The organism is Veillonella seminalis (assembly GCF_003992065.1).
Lineage (GTDB): Bacteria > Bacillota > Negativicutes > Veillonellales > Veillonellaceae > Veillonella_A > Veillonella_A seminalis.
On the sequence record NZ_RQUZ01000005.1, the window covers coordinates 16,726 to 42,199 of the forward strand.

Sequence of the window (25,474 nt, forward strand, 5' to 3'; positions counted from 1 at the left end):
CCTATGCGCAAAGTATTGTTTTTAGATCGGGACGGCGTTATCAATGTAGAAGTAAACTATTTATATCGCATTGAAGACTTTAAGTTTGTGCCGGGGGCACCGGAAGCACTGGCAGCCGCGGTACAGGCCGGTTATGATTTAATCGTCGTTACCAATCAAAGCGGTATTGCCAGGGGCTATTATACGGTAGCAGATATGGAGCGCCTTCACTCTTACATCAATGAAGAATTGACGAAGGTAAAGGCGCCTATCCTTAAATTTTACTATTGCCCGCATCATACCAAGGGATCGGTGGCGGCTTATACCAAAGATTGTGATTGTCGTAAACCGAAGCCAGGTATGCTGTTACAAGCCATGAAGGACTTTGACATTGATAAGCAGAACAGCCTGCTTGTCGGTGATAAACCGTCCGATATTGAGGCGGCTGAAGCGGCGGGGATTCAAGGCTATTTATTTAATGGCGACAATCTAGCGGATTTTTTATTGCCTATCTTAGCAGCCAAGCAGAAAGGACAGACCCATGAAGGAGTATAAGCGTATACTGATTGTCAAAATGAGCTCGCTTGGTGATGTGATTCATGCGTTGCCCACCTTATATGCGATTCGTAAGAATTGGCCGAATGCGCATATTACCTGGGCAGTGCATGAACAGTTCAGCGGTCCTTTGCCGGGGAAACCGTGGCTGGATGATGTATTATTCATTGATAAGAAGAAACTGAAATCACTGTCGTACTTATGGACATTGCGTCGCATTTTGCACGAACGAGATTTTGATATGTGCCTTGATTTGCAATGTCTGGCTAAAAGCGCCATCGTTTCGTTTTTATCGGGAGCCAAAGAAAAATATGGTTATTGGGAATTGCGTGAAGGCAGTAATCTCGTCAATAAAGCTTTGGTGGGGCCCAATAAATACGGTCATGTTATAGAACGTTATTTAGATACAGTGCGTGCTTTGGGCGGTACGGTGGATACCATCGAGTTTCCTATGCATGAATCGGCGGAAGCGGCTAAAGCTTGTGAGGCCAAGTTGGCAGTCCAAGGTTTACCGGACGGTACGGACTATGCAGTAATAGCTCCGGGAGCCCGTTGGATTGTGAAAGAATGGCCTATAGCACATTTCGGTGAACTTTGTAAACGTTTGGCGGCTAAGAAGCAATATGTAGTGTTGGTGGGGGCACCGTCAGATAAGGAAAAAGCCGATGAAATTCAAAAGTTGGCGGCCAGTCCGTATGTACTTAATTTGACCGGCCAAACTTCACTGGAAGAATTAGTGGAATTAATACGACGTTGTAAACTTTACATCAGTGCCGATACGGGACCGCTTCATATTGCGAATGCTTTGAAACGCCCGCTTATCGGTTTATACGGCACTACGTCACCGGAACGGACAGGTCCTTACGGCGGCGATTATGTGCATATTATTGTTTCGCCTACATCGAAAGCCACGCCGGAAGCACCGCTGGTGGATGACCCCGATTGTATGGCGCAGATTACGGTGGATACCGTATGGGAAGCGGTGCAAACACTGCTTTAAAAAAGGAGTTAACATTTTATGAACTTGAATCATAAACGAATTGTAGTCACCTTTTTGATGCATTTGGGGGACGTTATTTTGACAACGCCTTTTTTACATGTGTTGCGACAGGCGGCACCCGATAGCCACATTACGTTTGTAATGGATGAAAAATTAAGAGAGGTTATGCAATATAACCCTAATATAGACAGTATTGTGACGATTGATAAAAAAGGCCGCGACAACAGCATCAGCGCTTTGCGTCGTATAGCCGGCGAATTGCGCGACCGTGAGGGCCGTCCAGATGTGGTTATTAATATCCATCCAAATGAGCGTACCAGTTTTTTTGCTTGGGCTTTACACGGCAAAATTACAGTGGGCATGAGTCATTTTTTATTCCGTCCGTTTATGACAAAATATACACGGCTTGATCGCAAAACACGTCACGCCGCCGATATGTATATAAATGTGTTGGAACAGTTGGGCGTGAAAGATACGTCTAATAAAGGACTTGAAATTTATACTTGTCCGGAATGGGAACAGAAAGTTACTGAGTTTTATGAATCTCACGGTATCAGCGAAGTGGATACGGTTATCGGTTTTAACGTAGGCAGTGCGGTGCCTGAGAAACGTTGGCCTAAAGAACGCTTCGCGGCGGTGGCCGATTATTTTGCCGACCACGGTTATAAAGTAGTGTTCTTCGGCGGTCCTATGGATGAAGAGATGGTCGCTGAGGTAGTGGGGCAAATGAAGCACCGTCCGATTGTGGCCACGGGTAAATTCAGTTTAGGTGAATTAGCGGCTGCTATTCATCGTTGCAGTTTATTTATTACCAATGATTCGGGACCGATGCATGTAGCGGTTAGTCAACATGTGCCGCTCGTAGCTTTATACGGACCGTCCAATCCTAAATTTTACGGTCCTTACACGCAGAACTGCGTCGTGTTGGAATCAATGGAAGAGTATGAAGAAGGCAAAAGCATGAAACAGATCATCAAGGAAGGTAATTATAAAGGCGTATCTGTTATATCTACCGAAGCCGTTATTGAAGCGGCTCAATCGCTTCTTGTCGAACCGGGAAGCGAGGAAGCCTGATGACCTATGTAATATTTGATTTGGAATGGAATCAGCCGTTTGCCAATGATATCAGTTTTATGAAACGTACAGGCTTGCCTGTATCGGGTGAAATTATTCAAATTGGCGCCATTAAACTGGATGATAATTTGGAATTGACAGATACTTTCAGCACCTTTGTAAAACCGCAATATTTGACGCGTATGCATAAGCACGTGGAAAAATTGACTCATATATCGGCCAATGATTTGGCTATGGGTGTTTCCTTTGTACAGGCTTATCAAAATTTTGAAGATTGGTGCGGTAAAGAGGCCGTTTTTTTGACTTGGGGCTCCGATGATATCGTAATGCTCCGTGAAAATCTTAAATTATTCGGCCTGCCGGGAACAATTAAACATACCTGGTATGATGCGCAACTTATCTTTGCTTATTTGCAGCATGGCAATACGCAGCAGGTGGCGCTCAGCAAAGCAATGGAAGAACTGAATATAACCCAGGATGAATTGACGGCTCATGATGCTTTAAACGATTCCATTTTTACCGGGTATGTATGTAAAGCAATTCCGTTGGCTCGAGGTATTGCTCAATATGAACAAATTACGAAAAATACTTATTCACAGGCTTATTTTCCGGAACCGATCAGCTTTTTTATTTATGAAAATTTCCATGATAAGCGCAAGGTTTTGCATGATAATAAAGTGCGCCGTGCTCACTGTCCGGAATGTCAGTCACTTTTGACAACCAATAAGATACAGCGTTTAAGCGGAGATAAGTTTTTGAGTATCGGCCGATGTCCTCATCATGGTTTATTCGGTGTGCATTGGCGTATCGGTAAATACATGAAACGGAACAGAGAGTTAAGTTACTATGTGACAAAGACGCTGACAGCGGCACCGGAAGAGCTGCAGACACTTTATGAAGAGCGGGCCGAAACCAATCGCAAGAAGGAAGAAGCTTATTTGGCTCGTATGGCGGCCAAGCAGGCAGAGGAAGACGCGAAACAAGAGTTCTTCAATAACAACGATAAAATTAAATGAAAACAGTTTACACTTGAGATGTAGATTTTTATCAGTTGATGTATAATATAATCAGCTTATAAGTGCTTATAGGCGGGACAAAGGGCTTGTCTATAAGCGTTAATAATTTAAAGTAGGAAGGATGATATTATGGAACGTAAATATGCTTGGCATGAATATACTGATGCCGATACACAGGCTATGGAAGCTTTATGTAAAGACTATCGTGACTTTTTGGATAACGGTAAAACGGAACGCGAATGCATTGAACAGACAATTGCTAAAGCGGAAGCCGTAGGCTATAAAAATTTAAAAGATTTGCTCACAGCAGGTCAGCCGATTAAAGCAGGCGATAAAGTATATGCCGTACATATGAATAAAATCATCGCTTTATTTAATATCGGTACGGATTCATTGGAACAGGGCTTTAATATTTTAGGTGCGCATATTGATTCACCACGTCTTGATGTAAAACAGAATCCGTTCTATGAAGATAAAAATTTGGCCTTTTTTGACACACATTATTACGGCGGTATCAAAAAGTACCAGTGGGTGGCTATGCCACTTGCTTTACACGGCGTAATTGTTAAAAAAGACGGCACTAAGGTGACGCTTTCCATCGGTGAAAAAGACACCGATCCGGTATTCTGCGTGACCGACTTATTGCCACATTTGGGGCAGGAACAAATGGAGAAAAAAGCCGCTAAAGTTATTGAAGGTGAAAACCTTGATTTGCTCATCGGCAGTCAACCTGTTAAGGGTGAACTCAAAGAAGGCGTAACAAAATTCTTGAATGATATTTTTGAAAAAGAATATGGTTTCACCGAAGAAGATTTATTGTCGGCTGAACTTGAAATCGTACCGGCCGGTCGTGCTCGTGAAATGGGTTTTGACCGCAGCATGATTTTAGCATACGGTCAGGACGACCGCGTTTGTGCTTACACCTCTTTAGCCGCTATGCTTGAAGTGGACAAAGTAAAACGCACGACTTGTACTTTGTTGGTAGATAAAGAAGAAATCGGTTCCGTAGGTGCTACGGGTATGCAATCCCGTTGGTTTGAAAACATGGTAGCAGAGCTCTTGGCCATGGCCGGTGAAAAATCGCCGTTAGCCGTGCGTCGTACTTTAGAACGAAGCCGCATGTTGTCTTCCGATGTAAGTGCGGGTTTTGATCCATTGTATGCATCCGCTTTTGAAGCTAAAAATGCTGCTTTCCTCGGTAAAGGTGTAGTATTTAATAAATTCACCGGTGCCCGCGGTAAATCCGGTTCCAATGATGCCAATGCGGAATATATGGGCTTTATTCGTCGTATTATGGACGACAATAAGGTTAATTTCCAGACGGCCGAACTCGGTAAGGTTGACCTTGGCGGCGGCGGTACCATTGCGTACATCATGGCGTTATACGGCATGAATGTTATTGACTGCGGTGTGGCAGTGCTCAGCATGCATGCGCCTTGGGAAGTAACGAGCAAAGCCGATGTTTATGAAGCTAAGAAATGTTATGTAGCCTTTTTAAAAGCCGATAGTGCAGAAAGCGGTCTATAATGGGTAATATCAGTCAAGGTAAGACCAGTAAACCAACGGTGCGTATTGATATTTTTGATATTGAAGAAGATCAGGCACAGCAGTATTTGAAGGACCGTGAAGAATGTGCGACGGCTGCAGAGGCTGTAATGGCTAAATATTGTCAAACCGTTAAACGTGAAACCTTGGATCCAGAAGAAGGACAAGGCGTGGTAGGTTATTATAAAACCGGCGAAATTCTCATGACGGTGTTACTTGATCCGTTTGAAATTCCTGTCATGAAAGTAGCCATCGGTCGCGGTAAATTGGAAGATTATATTTTGGCGGCCAACAGCTTAACCCATGAAATGCTGGATCAGCTTGCAAAGGAGGACGAAAACTAATGTTATTGGTACAATATCCGACTTGCACAACTTGTAAGAAGGCTAAAAAATATTTAGAAAGTCATAACATCAGCTTTGACGATCGTAATATTAAGGAAGAAAATCCGACGGCTGAAGAACTTGGTCTCTGGCAGCCGAAGAGCGGTAAAGATGTTAAGGCGTTTTTCAATACATCCGGTCAGGTTTATCGCAGTGAAAATATTAAAGATAAATTACCGGCCATGAGTGATGAAGAAAAATTGGCTTTACTCGCTACGAACGGTATGCTTGTAAAACGTCCTTTATTAATTCTTGATGATGAAGTGCTGGTAGGTTTTAAAGAAGCAGAATGGGAAGCGGCACTTAAACGTAAAGGCTATTTGAAATAACAGATAAAATTGGTTGCAAGGATTTATGGACTTGTTTGATGAAATTTCTTTCATTTTCCTATTGAATTAGGCAAAGAAACAGGCTATAATGATTGCAATATCCCGTGTAGCTGGATATGTGTAGAATGGTAGAAGGGAGCATTTAATCATGTGGAAGAAACGTGTAGTAGTGGCAGCGGCAGCAGCTTTGATGGCTGTAGGTTTATTGGCCGGCTGCGGCAGTGACAGTAGTAATGGTAGCGGTGCGAATAAGACGTACAAAGTAGGGGTGATTCAACTTGTTGAACATCCGGCGCTTGATGCGGCCAACAAAGGTTTTGTTGACGGTTTGGCGTCCAAAGGGTTTAAAGATAATGTAAAAATCGATCAGCAGAATGCGCAGGCGGATCAGTCGAATTTGAACAGTATTGCCCAGCGTTTTGTAGCAGATAGAGATGATTTGGTATTGGCTATCGCAACGCCGGCTGCTCAGGCTATGGCGAATGCAACCAAAGATATTCCGATTTTAGGCACAGCTATTACAGATTATGTACAGGCTAAATTGGTACAAAGTAATGAAAAGCCGGGCACAAATGTGAGCGGTACAACCGATATGAATCCGGTAGAAAAACAAGTGGACTTAATCACTCGTATTTTACCGAATGCCAAGAAAATCGGCCTTATTTACAGTGCCAGCGAAGTTAATTCCCAATTGCAGGCAGCGCGCATGAAAGCACATGCTAAGGAAAAAGGCCTTGAAGTTGTGGAAATGACGGTTCAAAATGTGAATGACATTCAGCAGGTAGCTCAGAACTTGGTAACGCAAGGTGTTCAGGCAATTTACCTGCCAACCGATAATGTAGTTGTATCGGCTATGCCTAATTTGGTTAAGATTACCGATGCCGCTAAAATTCCGGTATTCCCGGGCGAAGACAATGTAGTAAAAATGGGTGGTTTAGCTACTTACTCCGTTGATTACTACCAATTGGGCTTCCAAACCGGTGTAATGGGTGCTAAAATCCTTTCCGGTGAAGCTAAAATCAGCGATATGCCGATTGAAAGTCAAAAAGAATTTAAATTGGTTGTCAACCAAGACGTTGCCAATCGTTTAGGCATTACAATTCCGGCCGATGTTTTGCAAGAAGCCGGTAAATAACCTAATACACAAAAGAAAAGGGCTTCGGCCTTTTTCTTTTTATTGATGGAGGAACACATGGAAAACCTGATTATTTCTACTTTGGGCCAAGGCCTCTTATGGTCCCTATTGGCCATCGGCGTATTTATTACGTTCCGCGTGTTGGATATTGCCGATTTGACCGTTGAAGGTAGTTTCCCTTTGGGAGCCGCCATTTCCGTTACGCTGATTGTAGCCGGCGTGAATCCGATTGTATCAATCTTAGCGGCTGCCGTGGGCGGCATGCTCGCCGGTGTGGTTACCGGTTGGGTACATACTAAGTTAAAAATTCCTGCTTTATTAGCCGGTATTTTAACCATGATTGCTTTATATTCGGTGAATCTTCATGTTATGGGGAAAGCGAATGTTTCTTTATTGCGCATGAACACGGTATATACGTACCTGGAAACAATGAATATTTCAGCCACCTGGGCTTTGGCTATTGTGGGCCTTGTAGTTGCCGTTTTGGCTTGTGTTTTCTTATTCTGGTTCTTCGGAACGGAAATTGGGGCCGCCATTCGTGCGACCGGCGTGAATCCGCAAATGATTCGTGCGCAGGGCGTCAATACGGATACCATGATTGTACTCGGTTTACTTTTATCTAACGCTTTTGTAGCAGTTGCGGGGGCACTCGTAGCGCAGGGGAACGGTTATGCCGATGTGGGCATGGGCGTAGGTACCATCGTTATCGGTTTGGCGTCGGTTATTATTGGTGAAGTTCTCTTCGGTACCCGTTCATTCGTACAAAATTTAACGGCTGTTGTGCTCGGTTCGGTTGTGTACCGTATCGTAATTGCCGTCGTATTATACTTAGGTATGCCGCCAAATGATTTGAAATTATTTACGGCCGTATTGGTTGCCATCGCCTTGTCCTTGCCGACATTGAAGGCTAAATGGCAGAGTCGCTAAGGAGGGCTTACCTATGTTAGAAGTGAAACAGATTGTAAAAACATTCTTTAAAGGTACAGTCAATGAAAAAGTAGCTCTTCACGGCGTTGATTTGCGCTTGGAATCCGGTGATTTTGCTACCGTTATCGGCGGCAATGGGGCCGGTAAAAGTACCTTATTGAATTCCATTGCCGGTGTTTTTCCTATCGACTCCGGTTCGATTCACATTAATGATACGGATATTACGAAAATGCCGGAATATAAACGGGCTGCTTTCATCGGCCGCGTGTTCCAAGATCCGATGCTTGGCACGGCGGGGAATATGCAGATTGAAGAAAACTTGCTCTTAGCCTTGCGCCGCGGTAAGCGCATGGGTCTTAAATGGGCGTTCGTGCCGAAAGAACGGGAATTATTCCGTGAACGTTTATCGCTTTTAGGTTTGGGCCTTGAAGATCGCTTAACGGCTCGTATGGGCTTATTGAGCGGCGGTCAACGTCAGTCCATTACACTTTTAATGGCGACCATGCTTCGCCCTGAGCTTTTACTGCTCGATGAACATACGGCGGCACTTGATCCTAAGACGGCTGAAAACGTGTTAAATTTGACGGATAAACTCGTTAAAGAGCATAATTTGACAACGCTCATGATTACCCATAATATGCGTGACGCATTGCGTTTCGGCAATCGTTTGATTATGATGAATAACGGTCAAATTATTTTTGATGTACGCGGTGAAGAAAAGAAGAAATTAACGGTTCAAGATTTATTGGAACGCTTTGAAGTAGCCGGTGATGCTGTCAGCGACCGCATGATGTTGGGGTCGTAAGACAATTTAATAAGCAAGGATAGAAGGGGGATTTTTGTAAATCCCCCTTTACAATTGCAGGTGCTTATAGTATACTCATTAAAGTGATATACGCACTGTTAACGCAAGCGAAGTATTCGAATCTCCAACGTTTACTTTGGCTTGACGAGATTTTTTCGTAGTATAGGAGGACATAATAATGTTAACTACAGAAGCTAAACAAGCTATTATCAAAGAATTTGCTGTTCATGAAGGCGACACCGGATCTCCGGAAGTTCAAATCGCGATTTTAACTAACCGTATCGTATACCTTACTGAACATTTGAAAGAACACAAAAAGGATCATCACTCCCGTCGTGGTCTTTTGAAATTGGTTGGTCAACGCCGTAACATGCTTGACTACCTTCGTCGTAAAGATATTGAACGTTACCGTGCAATTCTTGAAAAATTAAACTTACGTAAATAATTTCGTTTCGCGCGTCAATTTGCGTAACTTAAAAAGCGGCCTTGGCCGCTTTTTTTATATAATAACTAATAAAAGACTTTTATTTTATGAGATAATCCTTTACAATAAGAGAGAATGTAAAAATTGTAGAAGAGTAACTCAGAGGAGGAATCGGAATGGAACAATTCCAAATGGACCTTGCCGGTCGTACCCTAACTATTGAAACAGGGGAATTGGCAAAACAAGCAGGCGGTGCTGCCTTAGTACGTTATGGTGATACGGTTGTATTGGTAACGGCTACGGCATCCAAAGAAGCCAAAGATATTGACTTCTTCCCATTGACCGTAGATTATGAAGAAAAAATGTATGCAGTAGGCCGTATTCCGGGTGGCTTCGTAAAACGTGAAGGTCGTCCGCCGGAAACAGCTATTTTGCACAGCCGTTTGATTGACCGTCCGATTCGTCCGTTGTTCGACAAAGGTTGCCGTAATGAAGTACATGTTTGTGCTACCGTATTGTCCGTAGATCAGGATAATGCACCTGAAATTTGCGGTATGATTGGTGCGTCCGCAGCATTAGCTTTGTCTGATATTCCTTGGGCAGGTCCTATCGCCGGTGTGCGTATCGGCCGTGTAAACGGTTCTTTTGTAATTAACCCGACGGTAGCTCAGCTTGAAGCTACTGATTTAAATGTTGTGGTAGCCGGCACCAAAGATGCTATCTTGATGGTAGAAGGCGGCGCTCAAGAAGTAGCGGAAGATGTACTTTTGGATGCTATTATGACGGCTCACGAAGAAATTAAACGCATTGTTTCTTTCCAAGAAGAAATGGTAGCCGTAGCCGGCAAAGAAAAGCGTGTATTGCCAACTCATACTTTGGATGAAGACGTTTTGGCAGCTGTTAAAGAATATGCTCATGATGCACTCGACAAAGCTGTACGTTGTGCCGATAAACAACAACGCGATGCTCAGCAGGATGAAGTATATGCCGATACACGCGTTCATTTTGAAGAAATCTATCCTGATAACATGGATGATGTAAATATGGCGCTCGAAAAAATGACGAAAGAAATCGTTCGTCATATGATTACTGTTGAAAAAATTCGTCCGGACGGCCGTCAGTTGGATGAAGTTCGTCCAATCAGCGTACGTGTAGGCGTATTACCGCGCACTCACGGTTCCGGTTTATTCACTCGTGGTCAAACTCAGGTGCTCAATATCTGTACATTAGCTCCATTGTCTGAAAAACAGACTATCGACGGTATCGGTATTGAAACTGAAAAACGTTATATTCACCACTACAATTTCCCATCCTACTCCGTAGGGGAAGCTCGTTCCTCCCGCGGTCCGGGACGTCGTGAAATCGGTCACGGTGCTTTGGCTGAACGCGCTTTATTAGCCGTTTTACCAAGTGAAGAAGAATTCCCATATGCTATGCGTTTGGTATCCGAAGTATTGGAATCCAACGGTTCCAGCTCCATGGCCAGTGTTTGCGGCAGTACCTTGTCCTTAATGGACGCCGGTGTGCCTATTAAAGCACCGGTAGCCGGTATCGCTATGGGTCTTGTAACTCAAGGTGAACATTACACGATTTTAACTGATATTCAAGGCATGGAAGATGCTTTGGGCGATATGGACTTCAAAGTAGCCGGTACTGCTAAAGGTGTTACCGCTATTCAGATGGATATTAAAATTTCCGGTTTATCCCGTGAAATCTTAAAAGAGGCGTTGGAACAGGCTCATAAAGGCCGTATGCACATTATGGGCAAAATGCTTGCCGTTATTGATGCTCCACGCGACAACATGTCCCCATGGGCTCCGCGCATCATTACCATGAACATCGACCCTGACAAGATTCGTGACGTAATCGGTCAAGGCGGTAAAGTAATTCGCGGTATCATTGAAGAAACCGGTGCTAAAATCGATATTGAAGATGATGGTACTATCTTTATCGCTGCTGTAGAAGAAGCTGCGGCCAATAAAGCGATTGAAATTATTACCAACTTAACTAAAGAAGTTGAAGTGGGCGAAGTTTACCTCGGTAAAGTAACCCGTCTCATGAACTTTGGCGCTTTTGTTGAAGTATTACCGGGTAAAGAAGGTTTGGTACATATTTCCAAATTAGCTAAAGAACGTGTTGAAAATGTTGAAGATGTTGTTAATGTGGGCGACGAAATTATGGTTAAAGTTATCGAAATTGATAAACAAGGCCGTATCAACTTGTCCCGCAAAGATTGCTTGAAATAACTATCACTTGAAAGAGGAGTCGTTAGATGGATATACGTGGATTTGAAGTTGTATCACAGTTTGAAGATAAAGATATAGCTTTACCAAGACGGAAAACAACGGAAAGCGCGGGCTACGATATTGAATGTGCGGAAGCCGTAACAATTGCGCCCGGCGAAATGAAGTTGGTGGCTACAGGCCTCAAAGCGTTTATGAATTACGATGAATATTTGGCAATTCATATTCGTTCCAGCATGGCTATTAAACGGCACCTTATGCTCGTGAATAGTACCGGCATTATTGACAGTGATTATTATAATAATGAAGAAAATGAAGGTCATATTCTGATTGCGCTCATTAATATGGGCAAAGAAGAAGTTCAGCTTGAAAAGGGTGAACGTGTGGCACAGGGCATTTTCTCTAAATATTTAATCGCCACTGATGACGATGCAACCGGTATTCGTACCGGCGGTATCGGCAGTACCGGTAATAATTAGGTAATTAAAAACTCCATGACGCTGCACTCAAAGTTTGTTGAGTGCAGTTGTCATGGAGTTTTTTGTTCACGCTTTACCTTTAGGTGTAGTGTGATACAATAAATAGAGAATGTATTTCAATGAAAAAGTCAATCAGATAGGAGAAGACATATGAGTTTGCACAGAGAAAAACAAGTATCATCGGAAATGAAATTTGATGGTCGCTTGATTAAAGTAACTTTTGACGTAGCCGATGTAAACGGCAAGGAAGCCTGGCGTGAAGTCGTGCACCATCCCGGTGCGAGTGCGATTGTAGTTATCGACGATAAAGGATGTATCGTTATGGAACGTCAGTTTCGCTACGCTTTAGACCGCGGTTTATTGGAAATTCCGGCCGGTAAATTGGATGGTGCCGAAGATCCTTTGCACTGTGCCAAACGCGAATTGGAAGAAGAAACAGGCTATAAAGCATCGGAATGGATTCCTTTGGGGACCATTGCTACAAGTCCCGGTTTCTGTAATGAATTGATTCATCTTTATGTAGCTAAAGGTCTCAGCAAAGGTGAAACCAACTGGGATGATGATGAATATGTGGAACTCGAATACTATACCTTTGAAGAGTTGATGGACGCTATCCGTAAGGAAGAAATCAAAGATGCCAAAACATTGGCAGCATTGGCATTGGCAATGCCGTATTTGAAATAGGAGTTCTGTTTCAATCTCAATTGAGAGAATAGAGGCGTATTATGTTTAAACGAGTTATATTATTAGTCATGGACAGTGTAGGTATCGGTCATGCGACAGATGCGGCTGCCTTTGGCGATGAAGGCGCTAATACAGTCGGACATATTGAATCGGCCGGCGGAACTTTGCGTTGTCCTAATTTAAAACGGTTGGGGCTTGCCAATATTGCGGATATTAAAGGGGATGACGAACCGGTAACCGGCTTATATGGGCGTCTCCATGAAATCAGCCGGGGTAAAGATACTACGAGCGGTCATTGGGAGCTTCTCGGTCATCCTGTAGATGTGCCGTTTCCCACATTTTATGACGGTTTTCCAAAAGAAGTGATGGATGCCTTTACCCGTGAAACAGGCTATGGTTATTTAGGTAATGAAGTGGCATCCGGTACGGAAATTATTGAACGTTTGGGCGAAGAACATATGAAAACGGGTAAACCGATTGTATATACTTCGGCTGATTCCGTATTCCAGATTGCCGCCCACGAAGATGTGATTCCGCTTGAAGAATTATATCGTATTTGTAAGATTACCCGTGAAAAAGTCTGTATCGGCGATTATTATGTAGGCCGCATCATTGCCCGACCTTTTGTGGGCGAATTAGGGCATTTTAAACGGACAGCCAATCGCCATGATTACAGTCGTATGCCTGAAAAAACTTTGTATTGGGAAATTTTACAGCAACATAATTTGCAAACTATCGGTGTGGGTAAAATCGGTGATATTTATGCTCGTGTCGGTATCAGTGAATCCTATCCGACTAAGTCGAACAGTCACGGTATGAACGAGGCAGCAAGGCTTATGGGAGGCACCTTTAAAGAAGGACTCATGATGATTAACCTTGTTGAATTTGACAGTATGTACGGTCATCGCCGTAATGTGCCGGGTTATAAACGTGCTTTGGAAGATTTCGACTATCAGCTTGGCGGTTTCTTGGATTTATTGACCAATGATGATTTATTGCTAATTACGGCAGACCATGGTAACGATCCGACTTGGACAGGTACGGATCATACTCGGGAACTCGTACCGTTATTGGGGTATTGGCAAGGCTTAAATAAGTCGGTAGCTTTGGGCAATCGTGATACTTTTGCCGATGTGGGGCAAACTATACTGGATAATTTCGGCTTTAAAGGCGATGTAGGCACAAGTTTCTTAGAAATATTAAAGGAGAATAGATAATGAGTTGTACACATGCAAAACGTCCGGTTCCAACGGATCCGGTTGAAAAAGCCCGTTATTATTGGGCTAAAAGACAGACTGCCGTGGCGCAGGAACAAGGGATGGGCAGTGATGAAATCCATGCCTTATTTAAATACATCATGGAAATGGATATCGATGCGATAGAAAAATCCGGCACGGAAGAAACCTACGAAACCTTTCGTCGCGCAATCGGTCAGGCTACGACTGCTTTGGATGAAGGAAAGCCGGTGGCCGTAGCATTGAATTTATTCCGCACTATCATGCATGGAGATCTTAAATAGAAACGAAGAGCCCACTCTATAGGCGAAGACTATTTCAAATATAAGCTGTTAAAACTATCTCAAAAGTAAAAAAATTTCTCCCCATCGCAGGCTTGGTTTTGCATTCGCAAAAAGACCCTACGATTGGGGAGAATTTTTTTGACTTTATAACGCTAGTATAAACTACGGTTGCAGCTTTACTCTTTGAGATAGTTTTTCTCTGCTAAAGAGTGTGGCGCTTCGTTTCTAATGAGGGGGAGGAGAGTTTTTAGACATAAAAAAAGCGCCGTAACTAGGTTACAACGCTTTTAAGCCTTAGATTAAAGGGCGTTTACTTTAGCCGTTAAGTTAGATTTCTTGCGGGCTGCTGTGTTTTTATGAAGAACGCCTTTGGAGGCCGCTTTATCAATTACGCTAGTAGCTTGAACAAGTGCTTTTTTAGCATCTTCTACTGCGCCTGCTTCTACAGCTTCAACCGTTTTGCGTGTAGCTGTACGAATTTGAGATTTCACAGCGGAGTTTTTCGCACGACGTTCAGCGTCCGTTTTTACGCTTCTAATACTGGATTTGATATTTGGCAATTGAGTCACCTCCTTATGATTACAATAATATACCTGAATAATTATAGCATAGTGCGTATTGTTGTGCAATACCTTATAAAGATTAGTTTTGACTTATATTTATGATATAATAGGTTCAGACATATTAAACAGTAGTTTAGGCTATATATTATAGCATAAAATATGAAATTCGTAATGGATGGTAAAGAGGTGTTTTATGAAAAAGTTAATGATCATAGATGGCAGCAGTTTGTTGTACCGTGCTTTTTTTGCGTTACCGCCGCTCAGCAATGCCCTTGGTGTGCCCACTAATGCAGTGTACGGTTTTTTGACGATGCTTGTTAAATTATATAATGATCTTCAGCCTGATTATGTGGCAGTTGCTTTTGATAAAGGTAAAGAAACATTCCGTACTGAATTGTATGCCGATTATAAAGGTAATCGCCCGAATGCACCGGATGATTTACGCCCTCAGTTCGGTCTTATTCGCGAAGTGTTGGAGGCTCTCGGTATTACCGTAATCGAAGAAGAAGGTTACGAAGGGGACGATATTATCGGCTCTTTAAGTAAAAAACTGGGCAACAAAGATACGGCCGTTTATATCATTACCGGTGATCGAGACAGCTTACAGCTCGTTGATGAACACAGTACAGTGTATTTAACGAAAAAAGGTATCAGTGATATGCTTGAAGTCCGCCCGGACAATATGGCGGACGAATACGGTTACGGCCCTGAACAGGTTATTGATATGAAGGCCCTCATGGGTGATAGCTCGGATAATATTCCGGGCGTACCGGGCGTTGGTGAAAAAACGGCGCTCAAGTTACTTAATGAATACGGAACTTTGGAAGGTGTATACGATAATATTGACTCCATTAAAGGTAAATTAAAAGAAAAATTGGTCGATAATAAAGACTTGGCCTTTTTGTCACGCACATTGGCAACCATTAAAACCGATATGGACTTAGATTATAAAGCAACGGATTTTGTAACATCGGCTCATGAAACGGAAATTGTGCCGCTTTTTGATCGTTTAGGCTTTCACAGTGTAACGCCGCGACTCATTAAGGCTATGGGGATTACGGCACCGACACCGGTGGACAGTGATTCATTATTTGCCGATTTTGCCGAGTCACCGACAGCAGCTAAATTAGAAATAGCCGGTGTAGAAGCTGTTACACCTGCTTTCTATAAAAATAAAGATTTAGGTATCGTTGTAAGAGCCGGTGGAGCTCATCCGTTCCGTACTATTGATGAGTTGTTTGTAGCTAACGGTGAAACTGTGGTTCGCTTGGATGGCGGTCATGCTAATGTTGATGAATTATTGCCGTCAATGCTGAATGAAGCTGCGACGATTGCTACAGAAGACAGTAAGCTTTTATTGGAAGTTACCGGCCGGGACAAACCGGGTGATATGCCATTATTTACGGCTAACGGGGAACCTAGAATTTGGGATTTAACTTTGATGGCGTATTTGGCTGATCCTACCCGTACAAATTACGGTATATCTTATTTAAGTGAACGCTTTAGCGCCCCGTCGGTACCGGCAACCGGTGATGCTCATGAATTTGCCACTACGGCTCAAGCCTTGATTACTATGCAAGCGACGGCTCAAGAGGTACTCAAGGACAACGGCCTTTGGGATTTGTATAAAACGATTGAATTGCCGCTTGTTCATACCTTGCTGGTTATGGAAAAGAACGGTATTTATATTGATAAAGCGGCTTTAGAAAAAACACAGACTCGCTTCCGGGCTGAAGCTGATGAATTGCGCGATGCCATTTATGAAGCAGCCGGTGAAGAGTTTAATATCAACTCGCCGAAACAGTTAGGCGTTATTCTCTTTGAAAAATTAAATTTACCTGTTTTGAAAAAAACGAAAACAGGTTATTCGACTAATGCGGAAGTATTGGATATGCTTCGTAACGATCATCCGATTATTGAACTCATTTTGAAATATCGCACGGTAGTAAAATTGATTTCCACATATTTGGAAGGATTAAAACCGTTAATTGATGGAAAAACAGATCGTATTCACAGTACGTTCAATCAAATGGTAACGGCAACGGGCCGACTCAGCAGTTCCGATCCGAACCTTCAGAATATTCCGGTTCGCACCGAAAAAGGTCGTGAGATCAGGGCTTTATTCCTACCGGGTGAAGGGTATGACACTTTGGTGAGTGCCGACTATTCGCAAATTGAACTTCGTATTTTGGCTCACTTATCGGAAGACCCGGCTCTTATTAAAGCCTTTATGGACGGCGAAGATATTCACCGCTTTACGGCCGCTGAAGTGCTCGGTAAATCTATTGAAGATGTTACGCCAACTGAACGTTCTCATGCTAAAGCCGTTAACTTCGGCATCATTTACGGCATCAGTGATTTCGGCTTATCCCGTGATTTAGGCATTACACGGGGCGAAGCAAAAGATTATATTGAATTATATTTCCATCGTTATCCTAAAGTTAAAGAATATATGGATAATATGGTGGCGGAAGCTCACGAAACCGGTATGGTTCGCACTATGTTCGGTCGTGTTCGTTCGTTGCCGGATATTAACAGTCGCAATTTTAATCGTCGTTCTTTTGCGGAACGTACGGCTATGAATACACCGATTCAGGGCAGTGCGGCGGATATTATCAAATTAGCCATGAATCAGGTAGAACAGCGCTTGGAAGCAGACGGCTTTAAGTCACGCCTCTTATTGCAGGTGCATGACGAATTGGTGTTGGAAGTTGTCAAAGAAGAAGAAGCTTCGGTTATGAAATTGTTGGCAGATATTATGGACAGTGTCGTAGAATTAAAGGTACCGCTTATTGTTGATGTACATAGTGCTACGAATTGGGCTGATGTAAAATAATAGCCAATTCTAACAAAATCGGAGCCAAATCATGTGCTTAAACGTTTATATAGTATAGAAGTTAAGAGGTGACATGCATGCCGGAATTACCGGAAGTGGAATTGATAAAAGAATATATCCATGAACAGGCGGCCGGCAAAACTGTTGCTTCGGTTGACTCTTTATTGCCGCGTATGTGGCGTAATTGTCCGGCAGATGTGGCGGAAACGCTGATTACCGGACAGACTATCGAAGCAGTAAAGCGGCGCGGTAAGTATTTAATCATTACCTGGCAAAATTCAACATTACAGCTGATTATTCATTTGAAGCTGACAGGGCGATTAATTTATCGGGCAAGCGATGAAGTAGAGCGCTTTGACCGTATTCTGTTCCATTTTACGGACGGTACCATGCTGTCATACGGTGATGTTCGTACTCTTGGTGCTTTATATGTTTTTGAATCGCCCAAGGCTATTGATTTAAAAGCATATCTTAATATGGGGGTAGAACCGTTGAGTCATGCGTTTACAAGTGGTAAACTATATGAGTTGACACGCCGGAGCGGCATGCCCATAAAACCGTTTTTATTAAGTCAGAAATATGTGGCGGGTATCGGCAATATTTACGCCGATGAAGCTTTGTTTTTGGCTCATATTATGCCAACGAGACCGGCTGATTCATTGACTGAAGCAGAGACGAAAGCCTTACACCGTACGCTGCGTAAAGTATTGCGTGAAAGTTTGGCCAATGGTGGCACGAGTTTCCGTGATTATAAAAACGGAGCCGGCGGCAAAGGGCAGAACCAAGACCATTTATTGGTATACGGTCGTGGCGGTAAACCCTGTGTTCGCTGTAAACAGACATTGCAGGATATGACCTTGCGAGGCAGACATACCGTGTTTTGCGGTCATTGCCAACATTAAGATTTGTAACACTGACTTATTTTTTTCAGATTGACGTCCAGTCGACTGAATTCTTTTATGAACATTAGCGTTAAGTATACTTAACTTAACTTTAATTTACATTGAGAGTTTTATTTCATATTATCGGGAGTAACGATGTATAAGATTGGTTTAACCGGGGGGATTGCGTCCGGTAAAAGCACAGTGTCCAATTGGCTTCGGGATAAAGGAGCACCCATTATTGATGCGGATATAGTAGCCCGTGAAGTTGTAGAGCCGGGGACACCGGGTCTGGCGGCTTTGGCTGCTGAATTCGGCGATGAAATTATTACGCAGGAAGGAATACTTGATCGTCCTAAATTAGGCAGTATAATTTTTAACGATGAAGCCAAACGTAAACGGACGAATGAGATTCTACACAGTTACATTAAACAGCGTATTGATGAATTGGCTCATAATTTTGCCGATGAAGGCTATAAGGCGGTTATTTATGATATTCCTTTGCTGATTGAAACCGGTTGGCATAAGGAAATGGACGAAGTGTGGCTGGTCGCTATTGAAGAATCGGTGCAGACGATCCGTTTGTGTGAACGTAACGGCTATACCGTGGAAGAAGCGAAAGCCCGTATTGCCAGTCAAATGCCGTTGACAGAGAAGCGGAAGCACAGTCAGGTTGTGATTGATAATAATGGAACTTTGGCTGATTTGGAGACGCAGTTAAATCATCTTTGGCAGGCAAAGGGACATGTATTTACTAAGGAGGATGTATGAAGGGATCTACATTCTTAGCATGGTGTATGATTATTTTGGGGTGGTATTATTTTGCCGTAGGTGAACCGTACTTAGCCCGTACCTATGCGTATCCTTTAGAACATAGCGCTACCGTATACGCAGCGGCTCAAGCAAATAAAGTGCCTTACTCCTTGGTAGCCGGTGTTATTTTGGCGGAAAGCAAATTCAATGAACATGCGGAATCGGCGCCGGGAGCTTTGGGGCTGATGCAACTCATGCCGGAAACGGCGCATTGGATTGCGGAACAAATGAATGAGCCTAAGCTGACCGATAATGATATAAAAGAACCGGACACAAATATTAAATTGGGTACCTGGTATTTGGCGTATTTATTGAATGAATTTAAGGGTAATAAAGTGTTGGCCTTAGCCGCTTATAATGCGGGACGCGGTCATGTGGAAGAATGGATGACGCAATACGGTTGGGGCGATGATTTCGACAATATTGAAGATATCCCGTTTGCCGAGACTCGTGAATATGTGACGGCTGTTTTAAAAAATCAAGAAAAATATGAATCGCTGTATGCCGGGGATGCCGCACAACAATAGCGTTGAGATTGATATTGTTCTGTAATGATTGCAAGCGAATAATGATAACAATCGCTGATAACGGTGTAAGATACAGATATAACCTGTATAGGGAATAGAGAAAGGATAATTCAGATGGCAGATGTAATTGCAGAATGTAAAGAACGTACCTATGATTTTTCATGGCTACCGGCTACACTGGGTGACTTTAAGCTTGTGATTGATACCACCGCCGATGGTTTGTATTATCGCTTTTTTCATTATGAAAATGAATTGGGGTGGCGCTGGGAAGCTTTATATGATGAAGAAGTTAATGACTATACCGTACATGTAGTTATGCCGCTTTTTTCGTTTACGGATATTAACTTTATCCGTAATTCATGGGAAGAGTTTGAATCAATTCTTAAAGATAGAGCTGTGAAAGGCCTGACAGACCGTTTAATTGAAGCACATAATATGTTTTCTTATGCGTACAAAGAAAAAGGTTTGGTTGATTGGTCGTATGAAGAATTTTTACCGGCAAAAATCGGAAACTTTGTGCGTGATATAACGCCGAGTAATGCGGTTTGCATGATTAACGGATCTTACATTATTGCGGAATATCGGTTGATGGACGATACATCGGGGCTGTTGCTTTTCTACAATGTACTTCGTAATGAGTTTTTCGTAGAACTTCGTCGTCATAACTATCCGGAGATAAACCATGACCTCGATGCTAAGGATCTTCGGGAATTGGAAAGTAAGCTCGAAACTGAATTGACAAGAGTGCTTGAGGACCTGCAAAATCGTTTATAGTATTTGTGTTTTGCCAGTGTTCATGATATAATATATGTGATTCGAAATAAGCTTTTTTAAAAGAGTGGGCCTTGGCTCACTCTTTACTTTATAGTAAAACACTATGCAAGCGTAAAAAAACAGGCAGGGGCTTGGCGGATACGGTGCTCGTAATATTACAAGTGTTACATCAAAATGAAGGAGGCGATAACCATGAAAAGAGAAGCCGTGGAAGAATTTGTGTCCTCAGTGGTAGAAGGTATTTTAGAGGGGACAGAGATGGAACTGGTGGATGTGGAGTATGTGCGCGAACGTGATTGGTATTTGCGTGTATACCTGGATAAGCCGGGCGGAGTCGATCTTGATGATTGTCAGATTGTCAGCGAGAAGCTGAGCGAAGTGTTGGATGCTGAAGATCCTATTAAAGAAAATTATTTATTGGAAGTTTCTTCGCCGGGACTGGATCGTGTTTTGAAAAAAGATAAAGACTTTGTTCGCTATCAAGGCGCCGATGTTGATGTACAGTTGTTTAAACCGGTAGACGGTAAAAAACAATTTACCGGTGCATTGGGCGAGTTTACCGACACGACGATTACCATTCAAGTGGATGAAACACCGCTTGTGTTGGAACGGAGCGCTATTGCTCAGATTCGTTTGCATTTTGAATTTTAAAAAATAAAAATAAAACAGAAAAATATTGGAGGAATAATAAGTGAGTCAAGAATTAGTACAGGCAGTTATGGTGTTAACAAAGCAGAAGGGTGTATCGCCGGAAGTGGTGTTTGAGTCCTTGGAGGCATCATTGCTGCAGGCTTACCGTAAAGAGCCGGGTTCCAATCAGGACGCCTATGTAGAATTAAACCGTGAGAACGGTGAATATAAGGTTTTTGCGAAGAAAACCGTAGTTGATGAAGTTGAGGATGCAGAGAAAGAGATTTCTCTCGCTGAAGCACAACAACGTGATATGCGTTTTGAAGTGGGCGATATTGTAGAAGTTGATGTAACGCCTAAGAACTTTGGTCGCAGTGCCGCTCATACGGCTAAGCAAATGTTGATTCAACGTCTTAAAGAAGCGGAACGCAGCATTGTGTACGAAGAATATTTCAGCCGTGAAGGCGATATTATTACCGGTCTCGTACAGCGTGTAGAAGGCCGTAATGTATTTGTGGATCTCGGTAAAACAGAAGCAATTTTACCGCCGGCTGAACAGATTCCGACTGAATCCTATAAAGCGGGCGATCGCATTAAATGCTATATCGTAGAAGTTAAAAAGACGACCAAAGGGCCTCAGATTATGATTAGCCGCACCCATCCGGGCCTGTTGAAACGCCTCTTCGAATTGGAAGTACCTGAAATTTATGAAGGTGTTATTGAATTAAAATCCGTAGCTCGCGAACCGGGCATGCGTTCTAAAATCGCCGTCGTATCTCGTGATGAAACGATTGATGCGGTAGGTGCTTGTGTAGGTCCTAAGGGGCAACGCGTTCAAAATATTGTTGATGAATTGAATGATGAAAAAATCGATATCGTAAAATGGGATGAAGATCCGGCTGTATATATTGCCAACTCCTTGAGTCCGGCGAAGGTTGTCTCCGTTGATGTGAATGAAGAAGAAAAAACATCCCGCGTTATTGTACCGGATTACCAATTGTCCTTGGCAATCGGCAAAGCCGGCCAGAATGCTCGTTTAGCAGCTAAATTGACAAACTGGAAAATCGATATTAAGAGTGAAACACAAGCAGATGAAGTAGAACCGGAAGCGGTTGCTGATGAATTGCTTGAAGGTGACGGTGAAGCGTAATGAAGAAAAAAACACCTCCTATGCGTATCTGTGTAGGTTGTGGCGAGTTGTGTAATAAGAAAGAGATGCTACGCATTGTAGCCTCACCGGAAGGTACGATTGCTATAGACCGAACCGGCAAAGCAGCCGGCCGTGGTGCTTATATCGAACCGAAAGCAGAATGCTTTGAAACCGCTTATAAAGCGAAGCGCTTGGAGCGCTCCTTGAAACGAGCCGTATCAGCTGATATTTATGAAAATTTAAAGGCTGAGTTAGGACTTAATGAGGCTGAATAAGCAAATGAACGAAACTAAATTTAAGAATTTATTAGGCATGGCGCAGCGGGCCGGTAAGCTGTTATCTGGCGATTTTGTGGCTGAGAAAGCAATTAAACGTGGTACAATTCCCTTAGCCTTGCTGGCAACTGATTGTGCTAAGAATAATGCGGAGAAATATATATGGTTAACTCAGCAATATGAAGTTCCGCTAAGAAGTGTTTTGACAAAAGCGGAACTGGGTCATGCCATCGGCAAAGAACAAAGAGCGATTGTCCTCGTCAACGATGAGGGATTTGCGAAGGCAATGCTCAAAGAAATAGATAATTGATTTGAGGGGGCATGCAGATGTCAAAAAAAAGAATACGTGATTTAAGTAAAGAACTAAATGTAGAGAATAAGCAAATTATTGATTTTCTGAGTCGTAACGGCTATGAATCAAAAACACCGGCCAGCGGTTTGGATGATGCGGGTATTGAATTGGTAACTAAACATTTCAAAGGACATGGTACCCAGGCTCCTAAGGCTGCAGAGACGGCTGTTAAAGCAACTAAACCGGCTTCTAAAGAAAATCATAAAAATGCGGAACCTAAGAAAGCAGACGCTCATAAAAACGAAGCCCCTAAAGGTGAAGTAAAAAAATCTGACGGACATAAATCGGCTCATAAACAGGAAGCCGTTAAAAGCGAAAATTCCGGTCAGAAACAAAATGCCAACCGAGGCAATAGCGGTCACAAGAATAATGACGGTAAACAGGATTCCCGTAACCAAAATAATCAGAAACACGGTAATCGTCCGGAACAGCGTCAAGATAACCGCAATCAGGACAATCGTCGTCAAGACAATAAGGGTCAAGACCGTAACGACCGCAATAACCGTCATGGCGAAAAGAAAAACGAAGGCGCTCCGCGTAATGAACATCAAGATCGTAACCGCAACGATCACAATGATCGTAAAAATAATCGCGATAACCGTGACAATCGCAACAACAGTAAAGAAGGTCGCAACAATCGTGACGGTGGCCGCGATAATAACAATAATGACCGTCGCAACAAGAAGGACAAGAAAAACCGTGGCGGCAACCGTCCGCAGTCTTTATTGTCCACATCCTTGGCGAAGAGCAAAAATCGCGTAAAACAGCGTAATGAACAGAATCGCCAGCATAAAGAAGAAGAGAAACGTAAAGCAGAAGCTATGATTGCTACTCATATTGAAATCGGCCAGACTTTAACGGTTAAAGAATTGGCTGAGGCTATGGGCCGTGAAGTGAGTGAAATCATCAAAAAATTAATGCTTTTAGGAGTTATGGCTACCATTAACCAGGAAATCGACTTTGAAACGGCGGCTATCGTGGCGGAAGAGTTCGGTGTTACTGTTTCCGAAGCAGCTCCTGAAGAAGATCCTACAGAAATCGTAGAAATCGAAGATTCGCCGGAAAGCTTACAGCCTCGTCCACCGGTTGTTACTATTATGGGTCACGTTGACCATGGTAAAACTTCCTTGTTGGACGTAATTCGTCAGACTAATGTAACGGCATCCGAAGCAGGCGGTATTACGCAACATATCGGTGCGTACATGGTTCGTTATAAAGGCAACAAGATTACATTCTTGGATACACCGGGCCATGAAGCGTTTACAGCTATGCGTTTGCGCGGTGCGCAGTCTACGGATATTGCCGTATTGGTAGTTGCTGCCGATGACGGTGTAATGCCGCAGACAATCGAAGCGATTAACCATGCGAAATCTGCTAATGTACCTATTATCGTTGCCATCAACAAGATGGATAAACCGGGTGCCAACCCTGACCATGTTAAACAGCAGTTGGCGGAACACGGCTTATTGCCTGAAGAATGGGGCGGCGATGTAATTATGGTTCCTGTATCCGCCAAACAGCGCCAAGGTATTGATGACTTGCTCGAAAATATCTTGCTTGTAGCGGAAGTTATGGAATTAAAAGCTAACCCTAACCGTAATGCTCAAGGCGTTGTTATCGAAGCCAAACTCGATAAAGGTCGCGGTCCTGTATGTACCGTATTGGTACAAAAAGGCAGCCTTCGTGTCGGCGATAATATCATTGCCGGTGTAGCCTACGGTAAAGTTCGTGCCATGACAAATGAACGCGGTGAAAAAGTAAAAGTAGCCCGTCCGTCCATGCCGGTGGAAGTACTCGGCTTATCCGATGTTCCACAGGCTGGTGAAATCATGAACGCCGTTGATGATAACGAAGCTCGTGCAATCGCCGAAAAACGTGTTGAAAAACAGCGCTTGGCCGAAATGGGTACCAGCCATAAAGTTACTTTGGATGATATTTTTAACCAAATTCAACAGGGCGAATTAAAAGACTTAAATATTATTATTAAAGCAGACGTACAAGGTTCGGTGGAAGCATTGCGTCAGTCTTTGGAAGCTATTAAGAATTCGGAAGTTCGTATCGTTATTGTTCACTCTGCCGTAGGGGCTATTAATGAATCCGACGTTATGCTCGCATCCGCTTCGAATGCGATTATCATTGGCTTCAACGTACGTCCTGATGCTGTAGTTCGTAAAGCAGCTGAAAAAGAAAGCGTAGACCTTCGTACGTATCGCGTTATTTATGACGCTATTAACGACGTAGAAAGCGCTATGCGCGGTATGTTGACACCTGAATTTAAAGAAGTTATCTTGGGCCGTGCGGAAGTGCGTCAGGTTATTTCCACACCGAAAGCGATTGTTGCCGGTTCTTATGTAACGGAAGGCGTGATTACGAATAAATCCGAAATTCGCTTAATTCGTGACGGTGTAGTTGTTCATGAAGGTCATGTAGACTCTTTACGTCGCTTTAAAGATGAAGTAAAAGAAGTGAAGAGTAGTTTTGAATGTGGTATTTCCATTGAACGTTACCGTGATATTAAAGAAGGCGATATCATTGAAGCCTTTACGATGGAAGAAATTAAGCCACAGATTTAGGAG

27 protein-coding genes are annotated in these 25,474 nt (G+C 43.1%); 26 read left to right on the top strand and 1 reads right to left on the bottom strand.

The annotated features are described in order from the left end of the window. The first annotated feature begins 3 nt into the window (after positions 1 to 3). The 16 genes from EO126_RS04200 (at position 4) to EO126_RS04275 (ending at position 14,097) form a co-directional block, all read left to right on the top strand. The gene (locus tag EO126_RS04200) at positions 4 to 534 is read left to right on the top strand and encodes a D-glycero-alpha-D-manno-heptose-1,7-bisphosphate 7-phosphatase (RefSeq protein ID WP_006556905.1); all 531 of its coding nucleotides are present in this window, start codon (positions 4 to 6) and stop codon (positions 532 to 534) included. Then, positions 521 to 1,534, top strand: coding sequence for a glycosyltransferase family 9 protein (locus tag EO126_RS04205; RefSeq protein WP_006556904.1), 1,014 nt, complete (start codon positions 521 to 523; stop codon positions 1,532 to 1,534). Before EO126_RS04200 ends, EO126_RS04205 begins: the two co-directional genes overlap by 14 nt. 18 nt (positions 1,535 to 1,552) lie before the next feature. Then, positions 1,553 to 2,608 carry a glycosyltransferase family 9 protein gene (locus tag EO126_RS04210; RefSeq protein ID WP_006556903.1) on the top strand — a complete coding sequence of 352 codons (1,056 nt, stop codon included), beginning with the start codon at positions 1,553 to 1,555 and terminating at the stop codon, positions 2,606 to 2,608. Then, positions 2,608 to 3,624, top strand: coding sequence for a 3'-5' exonuclease (locus EO126_RS04215; protein ID WP_006556902.1), 1,017 nt, complete (start codon positions 2,608 to 2,610; stop codon positions 3,622 to 3,624). Before EO126_RS04210 ends, EO126_RS04215 begins: the two co-directional genes overlap by 1 nt. 129 nt (positions 3,625 to 3,753) lie before the next feature. Continuing rightward, positions 3,754 to 5,151 (top strand): aminopeptidase, encoded by a 1,398-nt coding sequence (locus tag EO126_RS04220; RefSeq protein WP_006556901.1) that lies wholly within the window; start codon positions 3,754 to 3,756, stop codon positions 5,149 to 5,151. Then, a complete protein-coding gene (locus EO126_RS04225) occupies positions 5,151 to 5,513 on the top strand; it encodes a hypothetical protein (RefSeq protein ID WP_006556900.1) in 363 nt (120 codons plus the stop codon). The genes EO126_RS04220 and EO126_RS04225 overlap by 1 nt, the downstream gene beginning before the upstream one ends. Beyond that, on the top strand, positions 5,513 to 5,881 hold the full coding sequence (locus tag EO126_RS04230) for an arsenate reductase family protein (RefSeq protein ID WP_006556899.1): 369 nt from the start codon (positions 5,513 to 5,515) through the stop codon (positions 5,879 to 5,881). The genes EO126_RS04225 and EO126_RS04230 overlap by 1 nt, the downstream gene beginning before the upstream one ends. A gap of 148 nt (positions 5,882 to 6,029) precedes the next feature. Next, on the top strand, positions 6,030 to 7,016 hold the full coding sequence (locus EO126_RS04235) for an ABC transporter substrate-binding protein (RefSeq protein WP_006556898.1): 987 nt from the start codon (positions 6,030 to 6,032) through the stop codon (positions 7,014 to 7,016). Between the two features lie 57 nt (positions 7,017 to 7,073). Further along, positions 7,074 to 7,943 carry an ABC transporter permease gene (locus tag EO126_RS04240; RefSeq protein WP_127007736.1) on the top strand — a complete coding sequence of 290 codons (870 nt, stop codon included), beginning with the start codon at positions 7,074 to 7,076 and terminating at the stop codon, positions 7,941 to 7,943. Positions 7,944 to 7,956: 13 nt separating this feature from the next. Next, positions 7,957 to 8,748, top strand: a complete 792-nt coding sequence (locus EO126_RS04245) for an ABC transporter ATP-binding protein (RefSeq protein ID WP_006556896.1) — start codon at positions 7,957 to 7,959, stop codon at positions 8,746 to 8,748. A 178-nt stretch (positions 8,749 to 8,926) separates the two neighbouring features. Then, positions 8,927 to 9,193 carry a 30S ribosomal protein S15 gene (rpsO, locus tag EO126_RS04250; protein WP_006556895.1) on the top strand — a complete coding sequence of 89 codons (267 nt, stop codon included), beginning with the start codon at positions 8,927 to 8,929 and terminating at the stop codon, positions 9,191 to 9,193. Positions 9,194 to 9,348: 155 nt separating this feature from the next. After that, a complete protein-coding gene (locus tag EO126_RS04255) occupies positions 9,349 to 11,418 on the top strand; it encodes a polyribonucleotide nucleotidyltransferase (RefSeq protein WP_006556894.1) in 2,070 nt (689 codons plus the stop codon). Between the two features lie 26 nt (positions 11,419 to 11,444). Then, the gene (dut, locus tag EO126_RS04260) at positions 11,445 to 11,894 is read left to right on the top strand and encodes a dUTP diphosphatase (RefSeq protein WP_006556893.1); all 450 of its coding nucleotides are present in this window, start codon (positions 11,445 to 11,447) and stop codon (positions 11,892 to 11,894) included. 150 nt (positions 11,895 to 12,044) lie between these two features. Beyond that, positions 12,045 to 12,578, top strand: a complete 534-nt coding sequence (locus EO126_RS04265) for an NUDIX domain-containing protein (RefSeq protein ID WP_006556892.1) — start codon at positions 12,045 to 12,047, stop codon at positions 12,576 to 12,578. 41 nt (positions 12,579 to 12,619) lie between these two features. After that, positions 12,620 to 13,795 (top strand): phosphopentomutase, encoded by a 1,176-nt coding sequence (locus tag EO126_RS04270; RefSeq protein ID WP_006556891.1) that lies wholly within the window; start codon positions 12,620 to 12,622, stop codon positions 13,793 to 13,795. Then, complete coding sequence (locus EO126_RS04275) at positions 13,795 to 14,097, top strand: hypothetical protein (RefSeq protein ID WP_006556890.1); 303 nt, start codon at positions 13,795 to 13,797, stop codon at positions 14,095 to 14,097. Before EO126_RS04270 ends, EO126_RS04275 begins: the two co-directional genes overlap by 1 nt. Positions 14,098 to 14,396: 299 nt before the next feature. Here EO126_RS04275 and rpsT read toward each other — a convergent pair whose 3' ends face one another. Further along, entirely contained in the window at positions 14,397 to 14,657 is a 261-nt protein-coding gene (rpsT, locus tag EO126_RS04280; RefSeq protein ID WP_006556889.1) for a 30S ribosomal protein S20, read from the bottom strand. A gap of 196 nt (positions 14,658 to 14,853) precedes the next feature. Here rpsT and polA point away from each other — a divergent pair, with 196 nt between their 5' ends. From polA to infB, 10 genes are all read left to right on the top strand, one after another. Beyond that, complete coding sequence (gene polA / locus EO126_RS04285) at positions 14,854 to 17,496, top strand: DNA polymerase I (protein ID WP_006556888.1); 2,643 nt, start codon at positions 14,854 to 14,856, stop codon at positions 17,494 to 17,496. A 77-nt stretch (positions 17,497 to 17,573) separates the two neighbouring features. After that, a complete protein-coding gene (gene mutM, locus EO126_RS04290) occupies positions 17,574 to 18,398 on the top strand; it encodes a bifunctional DNA-formamidopyrimidine glycosylase/DNA-(apurinic or apyrimidinic site) lyase (protein WP_006556887.1) in 825 nt (274 codons plus the stop codon). Positions 18,399 to 18,533: 135 nt separating this feature from the next. Then, positions 18,534 to 19,148, top strand: a complete 615-nt coding sequence (coaE, locus tag EO126_RS04295; protein ID WP_006556886.1) for a dephospho-CoA kinase — start codon at positions 18,534 to 18,536, stop codon at positions 19,146 to 19,148. Next, entirely contained in the window at positions 19,145 to 19,717 is a 573-nt protein-coding gene (locus EO126_RS04300) for a lytic transglycosylase domain-containing protein (protein ID WP_006556885.1), read from the top strand. The genes coaE and EO126_RS04300 overlap by 4 nt, the downstream gene beginning before the upstream one ends. Before the next feature lie 114 nt (positions 19,718 to 19,831). Next, complete coding sequence (locus EO126_RS04305; protein WP_006556884.1) at positions 19,832 to 20,491, top strand: hypothetical protein; 660 nt, start codon at positions 19,832 to 19,834, stop codon at positions 20,489 to 20,491. A 192-nt stretch (positions 20,492 to 20,683) separates the two neighbouring features. Continuing rightward, entirely contained in the window at positions 20,684 to 21,142 is a 459-nt protein-coding gene (locus EO126_RS04310; protein WP_006556883.1) for a ribosome maturation factor RimP, read from the top strand. A gap of 40 nt (positions 21,143 to 21,182) precedes the next feature. Then, complete coding sequence (nusA, locus tag EO126_RS04315; RefSeq protein WP_006556882.1) at positions 21,183 to 22,271, top strand: transcription termination factor NusA; 1,089 nt, start codon at positions 21,183 to 21,185, stop codon at positions 22,269 to 22,271. Next, a complete protein-coding gene (gene rnpM / locus EO126_RS04320) occupies positions 22,271 to 22,546 on the top strand; it encodes an RNase P modulator RnpM (RefSeq protein WP_006556881.1) in 276 nt (91 codons plus the stop codon). The genes nusA and rnpM overlap by 1 nt, the downstream gene beginning before the upstream one ends. Positions 22,547 to 22,550: 4 nt before the next feature. Further along, positions 22,551 to 22,856, top strand: coding sequence for a L7Ae/L30e/S12e/Gadd45 family ribosomal protein (locus EO126_RS04325; protein ID WP_006556880.1), 306 nt, complete (start codon positions 22,551 to 22,553; stop codon positions 22,854 to 22,856). 17 nt (positions 22,857 to 22,873) lie between these two features. Then, positions 22,874 to 25,471: a translation initiation factor IF-2 gene (infB, locus tag EO126_RS04330; protein ID WP_006556879.1), complete on the top strand. Its 2,598-nt coding sequence runs from the start codon at positions 22,874 to 22,876 to the stop codon at positions 25,469 to 25,471. Positions 25,472 to 25,474 lie beyond the last annotated feature (3 nt).

What these genes read in the sequence shown, in the direction of transcription:
- EO126_RS04200 (WP_006556905.1), top strand. Translation starts at nt 4, where the DNA reads ATGCGCAAAGTATTGTTTTTAGATCGGGACGGCGTTATCAATGTAGAA.
- EO126_RS04205 (WP_006556904.1), top strand. Translation starts at nt 521, where the DNA reads ATGAAGGAGTATAAGCGTATACTGATTGTCAAAATGAGCTCGCTTGGT.
- EO126_RS04210 (WP_006556903.1), top strand. Translation starts at nt 1,553, where the DNA reads ATGAACTTGAATCATAAACGAATTGTAGTCACCTTTTTGATGCATTTG.
- EO126_RS04215 (WP_006556902.1), top strand. Translation starts at nt 2,608, where the DNA reads ATGACCTATGTAATATTTGATTTGGAATGGAATCAGCCGTTTGCCAAT.
- EO126_RS04220 (WP_006556901.1), top strand. Translation starts at nt 3,754, where the DNA reads ATGGAACGTAAATATGCTTGGCATGAATATACTGATGCCGATACACAG.
- EO126_RS04225 (WP_006556900.1), top strand. Translation starts at nt 5,151, where the DNA reads ATGGGTAATATCAGTCAAGGTAAGACCAGTAAACCAACGGTGCGTATT.
- EO126_RS04230 (WP_006556899.1), top strand. Translation starts at nt 5,513, where the DNA reads ATGTTATTGGTACAATATCCGACTTGCACAACTTGTAAGAAGGCTAAA.
- EO126_RS04235 (WP_006556898.1), top strand. Translation starts at nt 6,030, where the DNA reads ATGTGGAAGAAACGTGTAGTAGTGGCAGCGGCAGCAGCTTTGATGGCT.
- EO126_RS04240 (WP_127007736.1), top strand. Translation starts at nt 7,074, where the DNA reads ATGGAAAACCTGATTATTTCTACTTTGGGCCAAGGCCTCTTATGGTCC.
- EO126_RS04245 (WP_006556896.1), top strand. Translation starts at nt 7,957, where the DNA reads ATGTTAGAAGTGAAACAGATTGTAAAAACATTCTTTAAAGGTACAGTC.
- rpsO (WP_006556895.1), top strand. Translation starts at nt 8,927, where the DNA reads ATGTTAACTACAGAAGCTAAACAAGCTATTATCAAAGAATTTGCTGTT.
- EO126_RS04255 (WP_006556894.1), top strand. Translation starts at nt 9,349, where the DNA reads ATGGAACAATTCCAAATGGACCTTGCCGGTCGTACCCTAACTATTGAA.
- dut (WP_006556893.1), top strand. Translation starts at nt 11,445, where the DNA reads ATGGATATACGTGGATTTGAAGTTGTATCACAGTTTGAAGATAAAGAT.
- EO126_RS04265 (WP_006556892.1), top strand. Translation starts at nt 12,045, where the DNA reads ATGAGTTTGCACAGAGAAAAACAAGTATCATCGGAAATGAAATTTGAT.
- EO126_RS04270 (WP_006556891.1), top strand. Translation starts at nt 12,620, where the DNA reads ATGTTTAAACGAGTTATATTATTAGTCATGGACAGTGTAGGTATCGGT.
- EO126_RS04275 (WP_006556890.1), top strand. Translation starts at nt 13,795, where the DNA reads ATGAGTTGTACACATGCAAAACGTCCGGTTCCAACGGATCCGGTTGAA.
- polA (WP_006556888.1), top strand. Translation starts at nt 14,854, where the DNA reads ATGAAAAAGTTAATGATCATAGATGGCAGCAGTTTGTTGTACCGTGCT.
- mutM (WP_006556887.1), top strand. Translation starts at nt 17,574, where the DNA reads ATGCCGGAATTACCGGAAGTGGAATTGATAAAAGAATATATCCATGAA.
- coaE (WP_006556886.1), top strand. Translation starts at nt 18,534, where the DNA reads ATGTATAAGATTGGTTTAACCGGGGGGATTGCGTCCGGTAAAAGCACA.
- EO126_RS04300 (WP_006556885.1), top strand. Translation starts at nt 19,145, where the DNA reads ATGAAGGGATCTACATTCTTAGCATGGTGTATGATTATTTTGGGGTGG.
- EO126_RS04305 (WP_006556884.1), top strand. Translation starts at nt 19,832, where the DNA reads ATGGCAGATGTAATTGCAGAATGTAAAGAACGTACCTATGATTTTTCA.
- EO126_RS04310 (WP_006556883.1), top strand. Translation starts at nt 20,684, where the DNA reads ATGAAAAGAGAAGCCGTGGAAGAATTTGTGTCCTCAGTGGTAGAAGGT.
- rnpM (WP_006556881.1), top strand. Translation starts at nt 22,271, where the DNA reads ATGAAGAAAAAAACACCTCCTATGCGTATCTGTGTAGGTTGTGGCGAG.
- EO126_RS04325 (WP_006556880.1), top strand. Translation starts at nt 22,551, where the DNA reads ATGAACGAAACTAAATTTAAGAATTTATTAGGCATGGCGCAGCGGGCC.
- infB (WP_006556879.1), top strand. Translation starts at nt 22,874, where the DNA reads ATGTCAAAAAAAAGAATACGTGATTTAAGTAAAGAACTAAATGTAGAG.